Source organism: Staphylococcus hominis subsp. hominis (assembly GCF_002901845.1).
Lineage (GTDB): Bacteria > Bacillota > Bacilli > Staphylococcales > Staphylococcaceae > Staphylococcus > Staphylococcus hominis.
Window position 1 is genome coordinate 38,787 of record NZ_PPQE01000028.1, and the last position, 15,366, is coordinate 54,152.

Consider the following 15,366-nt stretch of genomic DNA (forward strand, 5'->3'; position numbering starts at 1 on the left):
CCTCCATTTTTTATATAGTTAGTCTTATTATTTCACATTTTCGTCGTTTTGTTTATACTTTATACCGTTAAAAAAGAAATTAAGAATAATAGCAGAGATTGCTCCTAAAACAATACCATTTTGAGTTAACCAAGCGAACTGTTCTCCTAAAGCTTTAAATGCTTGAGGTACAGCACTAATTCCTGTACCAAGTCCGACTGATACAGCAATAATTAATAAATTATTTTGATTTTTGAAGTCAATATTTCCTAAAATACTTACCCCATAAGCCATTACCATACCAAACATAGCAATCATTGCACCGCCTAACACAGGTAAAGGAATAATATTAGCCAGAGCACCTAATTTAGGTATACAACCACATATTAAAAGTAAGACTACCATTCCATATATGATTTTATTTTTCTTAGCTCCAGAAAGTGAAACAAGTCCTACGTTTTGCGAATAAGCTGTATAAGGGAAAGCATTAAAGATTGATCCTAAAATGATGGCTAGACCTTCCGCAGTGTAACCTTTACGAAAATCTTTACGTTCAAGCTTACGACCAGTGATTTCACTTAATGCATGATATACACCTGTTGATTCGATCAGACTTACAATTGCTACAATTGTAAACACTAATGTTGCACCGAAATCAAAGCCAAATCCTGAGAAACGGAATGGTCGTGGAATACCGAGCCAATGTGCGTCACCAACTTGGCTAACATTAACTAATCCAAATATACTAGCCAATATCGTGCCTATAACTAAACCAATCAAAATTGCAATAGATTTTAAGAATCCCGTTGTAAATCGTTGTAATAGTAAGATAACAATAAGTGTCACCCCACCTAAAATTAGATTTTTAGGGTTACCATAATCTTTAGCACCTTGACCACCAGCAAGATAATTCATAGCAACGGGCATTAAGTTAATTCCGATAATTGTAACGACACTACCTGTAACAACAGGTGGGAAAAATTTAACTAAATAAGAAAAGAATGGAGCAATGATTACAACTAAGATACCTGATAGGAACAATGATCCATATAACACGTCTAAACCTTTAGTCTGTCCAATTAAAATCATAGGTGCTACAGCAGTAAATGTACATCCTAAAACAATAGGTAGTCCTGTACCAGTAATCTTATTTGCTTGTAAAAATGTAGCTACTCCACACATAAAAATATCTACTGTAATTAAATAAGCAATCTCTTCAGGTGAAAATTTTAAACTTGTTCCTACAATGATAGGTACTAAAATAGCACCTGCATACATTGCTAATAAATGTTGTACACTTAAAATTAAATTTTTCATTCATCTTCACCTAGTAAAGTCACTTTATTCCCTGCTAAGGAAGCAACTTTACATAATGAAGAAACAGTTAAACCAGCCTCTTCCAATCTTTGTCGTCCATCTTGGAAACTTTTTTCTACAACAATTCCTACGCCTACTGTTTCTGCTTTAGCTTGTTGTGCAATGTCGTACAATCCAAGTGAAGCATCACCATTTGCTAAGAAATCATCAATAATTAATACTTTATCTTCAGGCCCTAAAAATTCTTCTGATACAATCACTGTACTTGTTTTATTTTTAGTAAATGAATGGATATCAGTACTGTAAAACCCATCTTTTAAAGTACTTGGCTTTGCTTTTTTTGCAAATAAGCATGGCACATCGAAATGTAATGCAGCCATGATTGCAGGAGCAATACCGGAAGCCTCAATAGTTAAAATTTTCGTAATCCCTTTACCCTTAAATTGTTTATAAAATGTTTGACCCACTTCATACATTAATTTGGCATCAATTTGATGATTTAAAAATCCATCAACTTTTAATATTTTTTCATCAATGACTACGCCATCTTCCTTGACTTTTTGTTCGAGCGCTTCCACTTCAAAACCTCCTAAACTTTATATAAAAAAACCCGAAACTTTTATCTAGTTTCAGGATCTATAAGTGAACAAGTACGATACACATTCATTTGTAACTTAGAAGTAAATGATTTAGATTTATAGATGATAAACAATACTTTACATTATACAAATGATAATATAATACAAGACATCTTAGCCAATCCTCAAACTTCTCATTAACTTCCTTACCTTTGTACTTGAACTCATAGTCGCGTTGTTTATGGCAACACGGTAGAAACTTCTAAAGCCATATTCTTCAGATTATATGAGCAATATAAATTATTTAATGATAATAGCAAATTTTAAGCTTATTTTCAATAACTGATGGAGAGTTTATCCTTGTAATCACGCTACTTATAAATGTAAGCGTTTAATGTCTTATTAAAAAAACCGTATTTGTAAATTACATATTTTTAATTATATAATTATATCGAAACGTTTTATATCTATTCATTAGGGTATAATTATTTAAAAGTAGCATGAAATGATGGAGGACGATGAATATGCCAGATATTACAGTTCTAGATAATGAAAATCAAATTTACAATGTGATTGAAAAGAAAAAAGCAGAAGGATATTCAGAAAATGAGATATTTGTTATCAGTGAATCTAAATTACATTTAGATGATTTACATAATTCTCAAGTAACACTTATAGCAACAAGTGGTTCATTCAGTGATCGCATGTCACGCTTATTAACCGGTGAAGATGGTGAAGAAGCTGTATTGAATAATTTCAAACTATCTGATAACCAAGCAGAACAATATAAAAAAGATGTGCTTGATGGCAAATTTTTAGTAATCACTAGAAAAGACGCTTCTTCACATAATGAAGTTGAAAAAAACAACGCAGCTTATGAAGAAGTTGATATCACTCATTACGCTAATGAGTCTGATGGTCCAAAATCTTAAAAATAAGTTTAACCATTCATTGTATTTAATCATGTCGATTGTTAAATGAACATACGTTTTTACAAAGTAACAGTCAAAAATTAATATATGCTTCTTTCAAAGTAAAGTGTGAATCGTTTATAACTTTGAAAGAAGTTTTTTATTATATTTTGTATTATGATGTGCTACTTTACACATGTGCTATACTTAAAAAAATATAATGCGGGGAGATCGCTATGAAATTTCACACTATTTATTCTTTAGAAGACGCTTATTATCAAAAAGCTGTCGAGTTTTATAATAAACAATTAGATGTTGATTTTTTTGAAGACAGCACTATCACAAAACGATCCTTACAGAATAATAAAACAGAAAATGATTATGTTTTGATTGTTGGTATTGAGAAAGAAAATATAATCAGTTTGGCCACAGCACACTACGAAGCAACAACAAATTCAGCATTTCTAGTCCACTTATTAGCTGTAGTTGATTCAAATTATAATGAAATCATATCTCAAACTTTAAATGAAGTTGAAACACACCTAAATATATTATCTAATAAAGTACATTCTAGAGATATTAACTTTTTAATGATTGAAGTCCCGAAACATGATAATAGCATATTAGATAATCAATTAATTAAACGACGTCATCATATCTTATTAGAAAATGACTTTGAACAACAATATGACATTGACTACTTGCATCCTAATTATACGTTTGAAGAAACACCTATACATACTGACTTATTTATTAAATCTAACATTGAACTTACAAAAGACATCTATCCTGCTAGTGTGAAATCTAATTATATTCTCAAATATGTATTTGCGAATGGAATTTCTAGAGATATTATATATCCCCTTTTAGAAAAGATGAATTTACGTTCATCCTTATAGAATACTTGAAAAGAGCGATATAAAAGGTTAAACTAATATGCGAGGTTAGACTGACGTTTCACTTACCGAAGACAAACGTCAGCGTAAATGAATGAATATATTATTTAAATACGAAAGGACTTCATTATGTTAACTAAAGAATTTGCTCAACGTGTCGAGCTAAGTGAAAAACAAGTCCGTAAAATCGTCCAACATTTAGAAGAACGAGGATATCATCTTAGCAAGACTGAATATCGTGGTCGTGAGGCTACAGATTTTAAAGAAGAAGATATTGAACTTTTCCAAGATATTGCAGAAAAGGTAAAACAAACAAATAGCTATGATTTAGCTTTCGAAGAATTAGAAAAAGAAAAAGACTTTTTACAAGTTATCGTTAAAGAAGACCAACAACAGTTACCTGCTGATCAAGGCGTTACACAATTAGTAGAAGACTTACGTACCGAAATACAAAAAATGCGTGAAGAACGTCAAATGTTAGGTCAAATGATTACTCAAGTTCATCAACAACAAAATGAACTTAAGGAATTACAAAGTCAAATTACTGAAAAATTGGAGGCAAATAATGAGTCATTAGTTGCCATTCAAACAGCTCAAAAAGAACAATCTGATTATACTAAAAATAATTTGGTTAAAGAAATTAATGATAACAATCAACAAGCGATTGATACTTTAAAAGAGCATCAAACTTATGTTTCATCTTCAAATGAGAAAAAAGGATTCTTAGCTAGACTATTTAATCTTTAAGGTCACAACTGTATATAGTGCTATTTACTAAAACAGGATTGAAATTAAAAAATTTCGATCCTGCTTTTTTGTTTTAATACTCATTTTGTATCTATTTATCATTAGTTTGTAAAAACATTTAATAATTTATGTTATTTAAAGTATTGAATTATTATATATTTAATACTATTCTTATTAAATGTGTCGGATTTAACTAATAAAAGGAGAATCATTATATGGGAACATTATTTTCAATTATTAACATTGTCATCATGTTGATTTTCATTATCAGCTTATTCATTATGGCTAAAAAACATGTATCATTCCCAAAACGAGTCTTTACCGCTCTAGGATTAGGAATTGTATATGGAATTATTTTACACCTTATTTATGGTGTTAATTCTAAAGTGCTTGAAACCACAACTGATTGGTTTAGCATCGTTGGAGATGGCTATGTGACATTATTACAAATGATTGTTATGCCACTTATTTTTATTTCTATTGTTTCAGCATTTAGTAAGATACAAATTGGCGATAAATTTGCTAAGATAGGTTCTTATATTTTTATGTTTTTAATTGGTACTGTCGCTATTGCAGCCGTTGTAGGTATTTTTTATGCCATTGTATTTGGCCTTGATGCTTCAAGTATCGATTTAGGTAGTGCAGAACATGCACGAGGAAATGAAATTAGTAGTGAAGCGAAGCAGCTTACAGCGAATACACTACCACAACAAATTCTTGAATTATTACCAAGCAATCCTTTCTTAGATTTTACTGGTCAGAGAACAACTTCAACTATTGCAGTAGTAATATTTGCTATTTTTGTAGGATTTGCATACTTACGTGTTGCACGTAAACAACCTGATAATGGTAGCTTATTAAAACGTGGTATTGATGCTGTTTATGCTCTCATCATGTCAATTGTTACCTTTGTTTTAAGATTAACTCCTTATGGAATTATCGCAATTATGGCTTCTACAATTGCAACAAGTGATTTTTCAGCAATTTGGACATTAGGTAAATTCATGATTGCATCTTATGCAGCTTTACTTACAATGTATGTTATTCATTTAATTATTTTAGCGATTATGGGAATCAATCCTATTCGTTATGTTAAAAAAACACTTGAAGTACTGATTTTTGCATTTACATCACGTTCAAGTGCAGGAGCGCTTCCTTTAAATGTGCAAACTCAAACGCAACGTTTAGGAGTACCTGAAGGTATTGCAAACTTCTCAGCTTCATTCGGTTTGTCTATTGGTCAAAATGGATGTGCTGGTATTTATCCAGCAATGCTTGCTATTATGGTTGCTCCTGTTGCTCATGTTGACATCGATATACCATTCATTCTTACACTAATTAGCGTTGTAGTGATTAGTTCATTTGGTGTAGCTGGCGTTGGTGGCGGTGCAACTTTCGCTTCAATTCTTGTATTATCAACTTTAAACTTACCAGTTGCATTAGCTGGTGTATTAATTTCTATCGAACCAATTATTGATATGGGTCGTACCGCTCTAAATGTCAATGATTCCATGTTAGCAGGTACTGGTACAGCACGTTTAACAGGTAACTTAGATAAAGAAAAATTTAATTCTAACCATTATGGAGAATTATCCACAGAATCATAAAATAACAAGAGAGACAGAATTTCAAACAAATTCTGCCTCTCTTTTTTCGGTTTTATTTTATCTTTTCATTAGTCCAGCTTTATTTAATTGCTCTAACATATCTAATCGTGCTTTCCCACTTAAAAATCCAGCAACTTGTTGAGACCAGGTTTCATTTCTTACACCATTTGTACGGTCTTGATAGTATTTACTCACCATTTGATCATAAGTGTTTAATGTTTCTTTTTGGTGTGCTTTATTGCTATTATAGACATTTTTATGGAAGATATGTTCAAAAGGTAAACGTGGTTTTGGTGATCCATTTTCATCCTCAGCTGGCTCTCCTACAGCCATACCAAATAAAGGGAAGGCATATTCAGGTAAGTCTAAAATCTCACGTACACGCCCGACATCATTGCGAAGCGAACCTAAGTATACAATGCCATAGCCCATATCTTCAGCTGCTAAAGCAATATTTTCTGATACTAATGCAACATCGATGGCACCAACTAATAAGCCCTCAGCCGACTCAAATGACGTCTCCATATGTTGTTCTACATCTTCATTAATAAGATTGTGACGATAATAATCTAAAACAAATACAAATAAATAGCCATTGTCTACCACATATTGTTGCCCTGATACTTCTTTGAGTTGTGCTTTAATTTCTGGATCTTCTACTCCAATAATAGAATACGTTTGTAAATAACTAGATGTTGAAGCACTTTGTCCAGCTTCAACTAACTTTCTAACAACACCTTCACTTAAAGGTTGATCTTTAAATCTTCGAACTGAATGATGTTTTTTAGCTAATTCGTAAACATAATCTGACATTAAGTCCACTCCTTTTTTAATTACTGAATATATATTAACAATTTATATTTTATTTTTCTTCAAAATTGCCCTTTATTTTAAATTAAGATTTGCATGCTAAACCAATTAAAGTTATCATAATAATGACAATTTTCAGATATCAAAGGAGAGATACTATGACTCACGCTAACAAAGAAGTTTCAACAGCCTTATATCAAGCTTTTACATCAAAAAAACCGATTAATTTTATCAGTTCCTCTTTTGAACTAAATGAGTTAGAAGCCTATCACACACAAGATGATCTCATTAATCAATTAAAAAATAAGCAAAAATCAGAAATTAAAGGTTACAAAGTAAGTATGACAAGTGCCGCCACTCAAGCCATTGCCAATACAAATGAGCCTGCGTACGGTACTATTTTATCTACTCAAGTAGTCGAGGGGGATAACTCTATCTCATTATCAACATTATTTGATCCATTACTTGAACCTGAACTTATTTTTGAGTTAACTGCAGACTTACCAGAGAATGCCGATGTTCAAACCATCTTAGAAAGTGTAAAAGTAGCTCCAGGTATTGAAATTCCTGACGCACGTTATAAAGATTGGTTCCCTAACTTTGCTTTATCAGATTTAATTTCAGATAATACTGCAACAGGTTTAATTGTGGTTGGAAAAAGAGTAACACCTCTTGATTACAAATCATTTGCTGATATTAACTTAAAGTTATTTAAAAATGATCAAGAAATTGAAACAGGACACTCTAGTGACGTACTAGGAAATCCTATTGAATCTATAAAATGGTTAAATAAAAAATTACATTCACATGGAAAACGTTTAGAAAAAGGGCAATTTATTTCTTCAGGTACATTTATTTCACCCCTACAGTTAGAAAAAGGTATTTATATTGCTGAATACGAGAAAGTAGGAAGCGTAAAAGTAGAAGTCAAAGACTGATTTTAATAAAATAATATTGAAAATACTTGATACTCTCTTCAGATTTATATGTTTCAAAGCGTAACTTGGAGAGAGTTTTAATCTATTATGTTTGATTCCCATTATCAAATACTATCCTTTAGTTGAGAATATATTTAAGCGAAAAGATGTGTTTTTATTTACAATTTACATTTTTTAATTAGAAAAAATAATCCTCCCAATATCTTAAAAAAGTTAATATATTTTATATGAACCTTGTTATATCAGTGCTTTATATTGTTTTTCTTACTTTTAAGTGTATTATGTTGACGAAATAAAATCTACATGTAATAATATTAATCAAGAGATTAGAATTATTATAAATAAGCAATGATTATTATGTAGTTCTAATTTAATATTCGATAAATCAGGAGGAATTTAAGTTATGTCTTTAATCAATAAAGAAATCTTACCTTTCACAGCACAAGCATATGATCCTAAAAATGATGAATTCAAAGAAGTAAGCCAAGATGATTTAAAAGGTTCTTGGAGTGTTGTTTGCTTCTATCCAGCTGACTTCTCTTTCGTATGTCCAACTGAATTAGAAGATTTACAAAACCAATATAGCCAATTACAAGATTTAGGTGTTAATGTATTTTCAGTTTCAACTGATACTCATTTCGTACACAAAGCTTGGCACGATCATTCAGACGCAATCAGCAAAATCCAATACACTATGATTGGTGACCCTTCTCAAATCATCACTCGTAACTTCGATGTATTAGATGAAGAAGCAGGTTTGGCACAACGTGGTACATTTATCGTTGACCCTGATGGTGTAGTTCAAGCAGCAGAAATTAATGCAGATGGTATTGGCCGTGATGCAAGTACATTAGTAAATAAAATCAAAGCCGCACAATACGTACGTCAACATCCAGGGGAAGTTTGCCCAGCAAAATGGGAAGAAGGTTCTGAATCATTACAACCAGGATTAGACTTAGTAGGTAAAATTTAAGGAGGCATTTAAGTATGCTGAATGCTGATTTAAAACAACAATTACAACAATTATTACAACTTATGGAAGGCGATGTAGAATTTAGAGCAAGTATTGGCTCTGATGATAAATCTAAAGAATTAAAAGATTTATTAGATGAAATCGCTGAGATGACAGATCATATTACAATCGTTGAAAAAGAATTAAAACGCACACCAAGTTTCCAAGTAAGTAAACCTGAAGAAGATACTGGTATCACATTTGCTGGTATTCCCTTAGGTCATGAGTTCAATTCACTTGTGCTTGCTATTTTACAAGTAAGTGGTCGTGCGCCTAAAGAAAAACAAGCAATCATTGATCAAATTAAAGGTCTTGAAGGCAACTACAATTTTGAGACTTATGTAAGTTTAACTTGTCAAAAATGTCCAGATGTAGTTCAAGCATTAAATTTAATGAGTGTAATTAATCCAAATATCACTCATACAATGATTGATGGTGCTGTATTCCGTGAAGAGTCTAAGGATATCATGGCAGTTCCTGCTGTATTTTTAGATGGTGAAGAATTCGGTAATGGTCGTATGACAATTTCTGATATTTTATCTAAACTTGGCAGTACACAAGATGCTTCAGAATATGAAAATAAAGATCCATACGATGTATTAATCATCGGTGGTGGGCCAGCAAGTGGTAGTGCTGCAATTTATACTGCGCGTAAAGGTTTACGCACTGGTATTGTTGCAGATAGAATCGGTGGTCAAGTTAATGATACAGCTGGCATTGAAAACTTTATTACTGTTAAACAAACCACTGGATCAGAATTCTCTTCTAATTTAGCTGCACATATCGAAGAATATGATATTGATGCTATGACTGGTATTCGTGCAACTAAAATTGAAAAAACTGATAAAGCTATCCGAGTAACTTTAGAAAATGATGCAGTTCTTGAAAGTAAAACTGCTATTATTTCAACGGGTGCAAGCTGGCGTAAATTAAATATTCCTGGTGAAGATCGCTTAATCAATAAAGGTGTGGCTTTCTGTCCTCACTGTGACGGACCTTTATTTGAAAATAAAAACGTTGCAGTTATCGGCGGTGGTAACTCTGGTGTTGAAGCAGCTATCGATTTAGCAGGAATAGTTAAACATGTGACACTATTTGAATTCGATCCAGAACTAAAAGCGGATACAGTGTTACAAGAACGTTTACGTTCTTTCCCTAATGTTGATATTCACACAAATGCTAGAACTGCTGAAGTTCTAGGTGAAGATCATGTTACTGGTTTAAGCTATGAAGATATGTCATCTGGTGAAATGAAAGAATTAAGCTTAGATGGTATCTTTGTACAAATTGGCCTTGTGCCAAATACAAAATGGATTGGTGACGCAGTAGAGTTAAATAACCGTGGAGAAGTCGTTGTGGATCGTGAAAATAACACAAACGTTCCTGGTATTTTTGCTGCTGGTGACGTTACTGACCAAAAATATAAACAAATCATTATATCAATGGGTTCAGGTGCTAACGCAGCATTGAGTGCATTTGATTATATTATTAGAAATTAATTTAAAGTTTAACTTTCTATATGAAAGTAAGACTTAGAACTTAACCTATCAAATATCTTCATTTTAAGCAGAGTCATTTTATTAACGACTCTGCTTTTTTAATGCTATTGCCACAATTTGTTCATAGATTTATATTAATTTTATGTCTTAAACATTCAATTCTGTTTCTATAAGTGATACTCTATTATTATTCTTAAATAGAAATGTTTACTAATAAAGGAGATTATTGAAGTCTATGAAAAAGAGTATGGTTATTAGTAGTTTTTTAGCCCTGTTATTAATGTTAAGTGCGTGTGCACCTAATAATGATAATAATGAAGACAATCATAATCAAAGTAACGGTGTTAATGCACCGAAACATGCTAAAAACTTAACTGAAAATGATATTTTTACATCGAATAAATCTCATCAAAAGCTTACTGAAGATGAAATGAACAAAGCAATCAAAAAATATCTAGATGTTAATAGTGATATTTTAGACAATAAATATATAATGCAAAGTAAAATCGATCGTCAAAGTTCAGGACAAACAAAAATCACTGATAAACAAGCTAAAAAACTTAGTCATTTATCTAATATTGCTGTTAAAAATGACTTACACTTTAAAAAATATGTTGAAAATAACACATTGCCAGACGGCTATAAAGATAATGTAAATCGTATTATTAAGTACTTTCATGCTTTGAATAGTACAATTGCAAATGTTGATGAAAGTATCGAACAACTGAATTATCAACCTCAAAATACAATTAACATTGTAGATGTTCCTACTCATTATGCTGGAGATGTAAATGGCAACCAACAAAATAAAATCAAGTCTTTCTTAAATAAGAAAGATATCAAAACAAACGTTTTTGATAAATAGAATAGGGAGTATCCATTTGAATATGTTATTCCAGTCCATTAATGGTGATGTCCCATATATAAAAAATCTGAGACGATAAATGATGTCTCAGATTTTTTTATAATTCAATGAGATATGGCTTACAATTTTCAATTACTTTAATTAATGCTTCTTCTTTATTTATATAGCCAAAGTAAACCATAATACAACGAATCACAACTTGATGTGCAATAATGACTATCGTGTAATCGTCTTGAATATGAATCGTTTCGAAAAACTGTTTCACTCTATAATAAACATCATAATAACTTTCCCCTTCAGGTGCTTTTTGAATAAAGCTATGTCGAAAATCTTTATAATTTGGATCATGAAAATAACGATGATACATATTGTTTTTCATAAGTTTATCCTTAAATTGACCTTCAAATAGACCCAATGAACGTTCACGTAATAATGATGTGACTGTAGTTGGGATATCGTAAGGGAAGATATATTGATATGTTTCTTTCGTTCTTGTTAAATCAGATACATACACATCATTGATTTTTATATTATAAAAATATGGCTTTAATTGTTTTGCGCTTTCAACGCCCTTTTCAGTTAAAGGAACGTCTAACTGACCACAATAATATGCTCGATTGTACTTATTATCGTAATTAGACTGTGATTCACCATGTCGAATAAGATATAAATTCATGTTTTACCTCCTATTTCAATTTATTATATTAAATAATAAATGAATGAAGTCTACTAATCATATAAATGATATATTTTTAAATAATATACATTTTTATGATTGTTATTATTTATATTGCATGATACTATTAATATGTAGTTATTTAATAACTACAAGTCTTTTATATTCATGAACATAATACTCCTGGATGACGCCTTAACCCGACGTCATCCTCTTTTTTTAGTTTAATAAATAAAAAAAGAGCACTACATAACGTAGTCCCCTTTAAAATGCTATACCTATTTTTTGATTGCTTTTAAAATTAAAGAAACAATAAAAATAAGAATAATTGCACCGATTAATGCTGGGAAGATTGGTACTCCGCCCCAAACAGGCCCCCAAGTACCTAACAATTTACTTCCGATGAATGAACCGATTAAACCAGCAATGATATTACCTAAGATACCACCAGGGATATCTTTACCCATGATCATGCCAGCAATCCAACCGATTAATCCACCAACGATTATCATAATAATAAAGCCCATAGTTAGATTACTCCTTATAGTTTTATTTTGTTTACTTCTTATTCATACCACCTATTTAAATTTTATAAACATAATTATTAAAATAATTTATTTTTTATAACAAAAACAACTAAATAATGACACCCACATATTTTATTAGTATTTATTCAATTAATGATTAAAAATATAAGACTACTAAAAAATAGCAAGTATTTTATATAAAATACTTGCTAAACATTATGAACAACTTTAAAGGAACAAAACATATTCATGTTGAATATAATGTCTTGTTCCTTTGTTTTTATTCTTCGTTATTTGTACTTTGATGATTTGGTTGTGCTTGTTCATTACGATCTATTTGAGAAGTTGTGGGTTCTTCTTTAGTTTGTGTAGAAGCGTCTGTTGAAGTTGAATCATTGTTCTCGGATTGATTCGATGTCTGGACATCATTTTGAGTTTCAGATTGCGCACTATTTTGATTTTCTTCATTAGACGATGTATGTTGTGTTTCATTATCATTCTTTGTTTCATTATTTTGTACATCATTGTTTCGTTGTCGGTTACTTTGTTCTAATTTACTTTCATTCATTTGTTTTCTTTTAGCTTTTTCTTCATCTGTCATATTATTATAATTATCAACAATACTACCTGTATGTTTATCTACAATGGCTACATAAGGTGTTCCAGTACCATATGCGTCACTTGCTGCATAATCTATATAATACATCTCGTCAGTACTTTTACTAGGATTGTAATTAAATTCATTTCTTAAACGATTTCCAAATCCTTGATTTTTATACCAATCATAGACAACATCCTCTGCTTGCTTCGGTGTAAGTTCTTTATTCGAAGAATCATTTGATTGATTGCCACTAGTTGAATGACTTTCATTCGTAGTCGTTTCATTATTTCCATTGATTCCATTTTCAGATTGGTTTTGAGTATTCTGTTCGGATGACTGAATACTCTTATTATCATTGGGTTGAATATCTTCAGTTTGATTATAATTAGTATTTTCATCATTATTATTTTTCTGTGTGTCTGATAAATTTATATTTTTATCATTATTAGTATCATTATTTTTATTTGAATTATTAGGCGTTTTATTTTTATGATCATTCTTCTCAGTTTTTTGCTTATCCTCTGAACTATCATTATTTCCGCCTGGTAAATGAATATTTAAATCACAAGCACCCAAAAATAAAGTAGATGCAACAATACCTGCTAATAAATATTTTCCTCTCATTATCATCATAACTCCTTATGTATGTCTCTTTTAATGATAACATTTTATATTGCATACATTAAAGATATTACACAATACATTTTAAAATCAACTTAAGGTGTATAATCTATCCATTTTTTATTACTACGACATAAAAATAACCCCGTAAGCCTTGAGCTTACGGGGTTTACACTAATTATATATTAGTTTTCATCTTTAACATATGGTAATAAAGCCATATGACGAGCACGTTTAATAGCTGTAGTCAACATACGTTGATATTTAGCTGAAGTACCAGTTACACGACGTGGTAAAATTTTACCGCGTTCTGAGATAAAACGTTTTAATAATTCAGTGTCTTTATAGTCAATATGTGTAATACCATTTGCTGTGAAATAGCATACTTTTTTACGACGACGTCCGCCTCTTCTTGGTCCACCTGCCATGGTTAATTACCTCCTTTTATATTTTTAATCTCATTCTTTCGTTAGAATGGTAAGTCATCATCACTAATATCAATTGGACCATTTGCATTTGCAAATGGGTTATCTGATTGATTATTGTTTGATGCACGATTGTTATTATTATTATTATAAGATGTATTTTGTCCTGATTGTGAACCACCAAATCCTTGGCCATAATCTTGGAAATCATTATTTCCTTGATGACGTTGTCCACCTTGTGCATTTTTAGGTTCAAGGAATTGAACACTATCCGCTACAACTTCAGTGACAAATATACGACGACCTTCTTGATTTTCATAACTGCGTGATTGTATGCGACCATCAACGCCAGCTAAACTACCTTTTGAAAGATAGTTATTTACGTTTTCTGCTTGTCTTCTAAATACAACAACGTTAATAAAGTCAGCTTCGCGTTCCCCTTGAGCATTCGTGAAAGTACGGTTAACTGCTAGAGTAAATGTCGCTACACTTACGCCTGAGGGAGTACTTCTGTATTCTGGATCCTTAGTTAAACGACCTACTAATACAACTCGATTTATCATTTCAACGCCCCCATTTAATTATTACTTATCTTGGTCTTCACGGATAACGATATAACGGATAATATCGTCATTGATTTTAGCTAAACGTTGGAATTCGTCTGTAGCTCTGTTATTATCTGTTTTAATGCGTACGATGAAGTAGAAGCCTTCTTTGAAATCTTCAATTTCGTAAGCAAGACGGCGTTTACCCCAGTCTTTCTCTTCTAAAACTTCTGATCCTTCTGAAGCTAAGATACCGTTAAAGCGTTCAACAACTGCTTTTTTAGCATCTTCTTCAATGTTAGGACGTACGACATACATAATTTCATATGTTCTCATTTTATAATTGCACCTCCTTGTGGTCTATGCGGCCTATCGAATCCTATCCATAGGCAAGGAATAATTTTCATTACTCACAATCAAGAATTATAGCATAGGTGATTACTTTTTACAATAAATATTATTTGAAATATTTTGTCTGAAAGTGGATAAGATCTATCGTATTGGCCTATAAATTTATATTCAAACTTTAAACATATCTTTTCAAAAGAGAACTGATATCCTATAATATCCTTGAGGTGTAACTATGCAATTAGATTTAGATTGGAATAAAGATTTTCAAGAGTTTCAAGAAATCTTAAATTGCGGTATCAATCCAGAGTGGCTATACTGTGCAAAAGCTAATATGATTCTTGAGCCAGCATATACTGGAGAAGGTAAACAGTTTTTTAGCACCAAAGATATTATTAAAGCAAGTAAAGTTATACCGTTTTTTTAAGATATAACCATAATGATATAACTAAAGCGCGACATCT

Annotated in this window: 17 protein-coding genes, 1 pseudogene and 1 riboswitch; of the genes and pseudogenes, 9 read left to right on the forward strand and 9 right to left on the reverse strand. The window is 31.3% G+C overall.

The genetic code is table 11. The annotated features are described in order from the left end of the window. Window positions 1–27: 27 nt before the first annotated feature. Complete coding sequence (pbuX, locus tag CD034_RS07380) at window positions 28–1,296, reverse strand: xanthine permease PbuX (RefSeq protein WP_002447962.1); 1,269 nt, start codon at window positions 1,294–1,296, stop codon at window positions 28–30. After that, window positions 1,293–1,874, reverse strand: coding sequence for a xanthine phosphoribosyltransferase (gene xpt / locus CD034_RS07385; protein WP_002447980.1), 582 nt, complete (start codon window positions 1,872–1,874; stop codon window positions 1,293–1,295). The genes pbuX and xpt overlap by 4 nt, the downstream gene beginning before the upstream one ends. 207 nt (window positions 1,875–2,081) lie before the next feature. Next, window positions 2,082–2,184, reverse strand: a riboswitch (purine riboswitch). A gap of 214 nt (window positions 2,185–2,398) precedes the next feature. On the opposite strand from xpt, the gene CD034_RS07390 reads away from it, so the two are divergent. From CD034_RS07390 to CD034_RS07405, 4 genes and pseudogenes are all read left to right on the forward strand, one after another. Then, window positions 2,399–2,806 (forward strand): general stress protein, encoded by a 408-nt coding sequence (locus CD034_RS07390; RefSeq protein ID WP_002447977.1) that lies wholly within the window; start codon window positions 2,399–2,401, stop codon window positions 2,804–2,806. A gap of 215 nt (window positions 2,807–3,021) precedes the next feature. Beyond that, window positions 3,022–3,684, forward strand: a complete 663-nt coding sequence (locus CD034_RS07395; RefSeq protein WP_002447990.1) for a hypothetical protein — start codon at window positions 3,022–3,024, stop codon at window positions 3,682–3,684. Window positions 3,685–3,810: 126 nt separating this feature from the next. Continuing rightward, window positions 3,811–4,281: pseudogene (locus CD034_RS07400) on the forward strand (DNA-binding protein); the annotation flags it as partial. Window positions 4,282–4,643: 362 nt separating this feature from the next. After that, on the forward strand, window positions 4,644–6,035 hold the full coding sequence (locus CD034_RS07405; RefSeq protein WP_077700736.1) for an L-cystine transporter: 1,392 nt from the start codon (window positions 4,644–4,646) through the stop codon (window positions 6,033–6,035). A 57-nt stretch (window positions 6,036–6,092) separates the two neighbouring features. Here the strand turns inward: CD034_RS07405 and CD034_RS07410 are convergent, their stop codons facing one another. Further along, on the reverse strand, window positions 6,093–6,848 hold the full coding sequence (locus CD034_RS07410) for an NADPH-dependent oxidoreductase (protein WP_065581054.1): 756 nt from the start codon (window positions 6,846–6,848) through the stop codon (window positions 6,093–6,095). 155 nt (window positions 6,849–7,003) lie between these two features. On the opposite strand from CD034_RS07410, the gene CD034_RS07415 reads away from it, so the two are divergent. The 4 genes from CD034_RS07415 to CD034_RS07430 all read left to right on the forward strand — a co-directional run bounded on the left by CD034_RS07415 (window position 7,004) and on the right by CD034_RS07430 (window position 11,159). Then, window positions 7,004–7,783 carry a 2-keto-4-pentenoate hydratase gene (locus CD034_RS07415; RefSeq protein ID WP_002448003.1) on the forward strand — a complete coding sequence of 260 codons (780 nt, stop codon included), beginning with the start codon at window positions 7,004–7,006 and terminating at the stop codon, window positions 7,781–7,783. Window positions 7,784–8,186: 403 nt separating this feature from the next. Next, a complete protein-coding gene (ahpC, locus tag CD034_RS07420; protein ID WP_002447989.1) occupies window positions 8,187–8,756 on the forward strand; it encodes an alkyl hydroperoxide reductase subunit C in 570 nt (189 codons plus the stop codon). A gap of 14 nt (window positions 8,757–8,770) precedes the next feature. Next, window positions 8,771–10,294 carry an alkyl hydroperoxide reductase subunit F gene (ahpF, locus tag CD034_RS07425; protein WP_103288243.1) on the forward strand — a complete coding sequence of 508 codons (1,524 nt, stop codon included), beginning with the start codon at window positions 8,771–8,773 and terminating at the stop codon, window positions 10,292–10,294. Between the two features lie 235 nt (window positions 10,295–10,529). Continuing rightward, entirely contained in the window at window positions 10,530–11,159 is a 630-nt protein-coding gene (locus CD034_RS07430) for an NDxxF motif lipoprotein (protein WP_002447997.1), read from the forward strand. A 97-nt stretch (window positions 11,160–11,256) separates the two neighbouring features. Here CD034_RS07430 and CD034_RS07435 read toward each other — a convergent pair whose 3' ends face one another. The 6 genes from CD034_RS07435 to rpsF form a co-directional block, all read right to left on the reverse strand. Beyond that, window positions 11,257–11,835, reverse strand: coding sequence for a histidine phosphatase family protein (locus tag CD034_RS07435; protein ID WP_103288244.1), 579 nt, complete (start codon window positions 11,833–11,835; stop codon window positions 11,257–11,259). A gap of 278 nt (window positions 11,836–12,113) precedes the next feature. Further along, window positions 12,114–12,362 carry a GlsB/YeaQ/YmgE family stress response membrane protein gene (locus CD034_RS07440; RefSeq protein WP_002447983.1) on the reverse strand — a complete coding sequence of 83 codons (249 nt, stop codon included), beginning with the start codon at window positions 12,360–12,362 and terminating at the stop codon, window positions 12,114–12,116. A 280-nt stretch (window positions 12,363–12,642) separates the two neighbouring features. Then, window positions 12,643–13,587, reverse strand: coding sequence for a hypothetical protein (locus tag CD034_RS07445; RefSeq protein ID WP_103288245.1), 945 nt, complete (start codon window positions 13,585–13,587; stop codon window positions 12,643–12,645). Between the two features lie 182 nt (window positions 13,588–13,769). Continuing rightward, window positions 13,770–14,012, reverse strand: coding sequence for a 30S ribosomal protein S18 (gene rpsR, locus CD034_RS07450; RefSeq protein ID WP_002447994.1), 243 nt, complete (start codon window positions 14,010–14,012; stop codon window positions 13,770–13,772). A gap of 41 nt (window positions 14,013–14,053) precedes the next feature. Further along, the gene (gene ssb / locus CD034_RS07455; RefSeq protein WP_049418760.1) at window positions 14,054–14,572 is read right to left on the reverse strand and encodes a single-stranded DNA-binding protein; all 519 of its coding nucleotides are present in this window, start codon (window positions 14,570–14,572) and stop codon (window positions 14,054–14,056) included. A gap of 21 nt (window positions 14,573–14,593) precedes the next feature. Then, window positions 14,594–14,890 (reverse strand): 30S ribosomal protein S6, encoded by a 297-nt coding sequence (gene rpsF / locus CD034_RS07460; RefSeq protein ID WP_002447961.1) that lies wholly within the window; start codon window positions 14,888–14,890, stop codon window positions 14,594–14,596. Window positions 14,891–15,137: 247 nt separating this feature from the next. Between rpsF and CD034_RS07465 the strand changes: the two genes are divergently transcribed. After that, window positions 15,138–15,329 (forward strand): hypothetical protein, encoded by a 192-nt coding sequence (locus CD034_RS07465; RefSeq protein WP_002447995.1) that lies wholly within the window; start codon window positions 15,138–15,140, stop codon window positions 15,327–15,329. Window positions 15,330–15,366 lie beyond the last annotated feature (37 nt).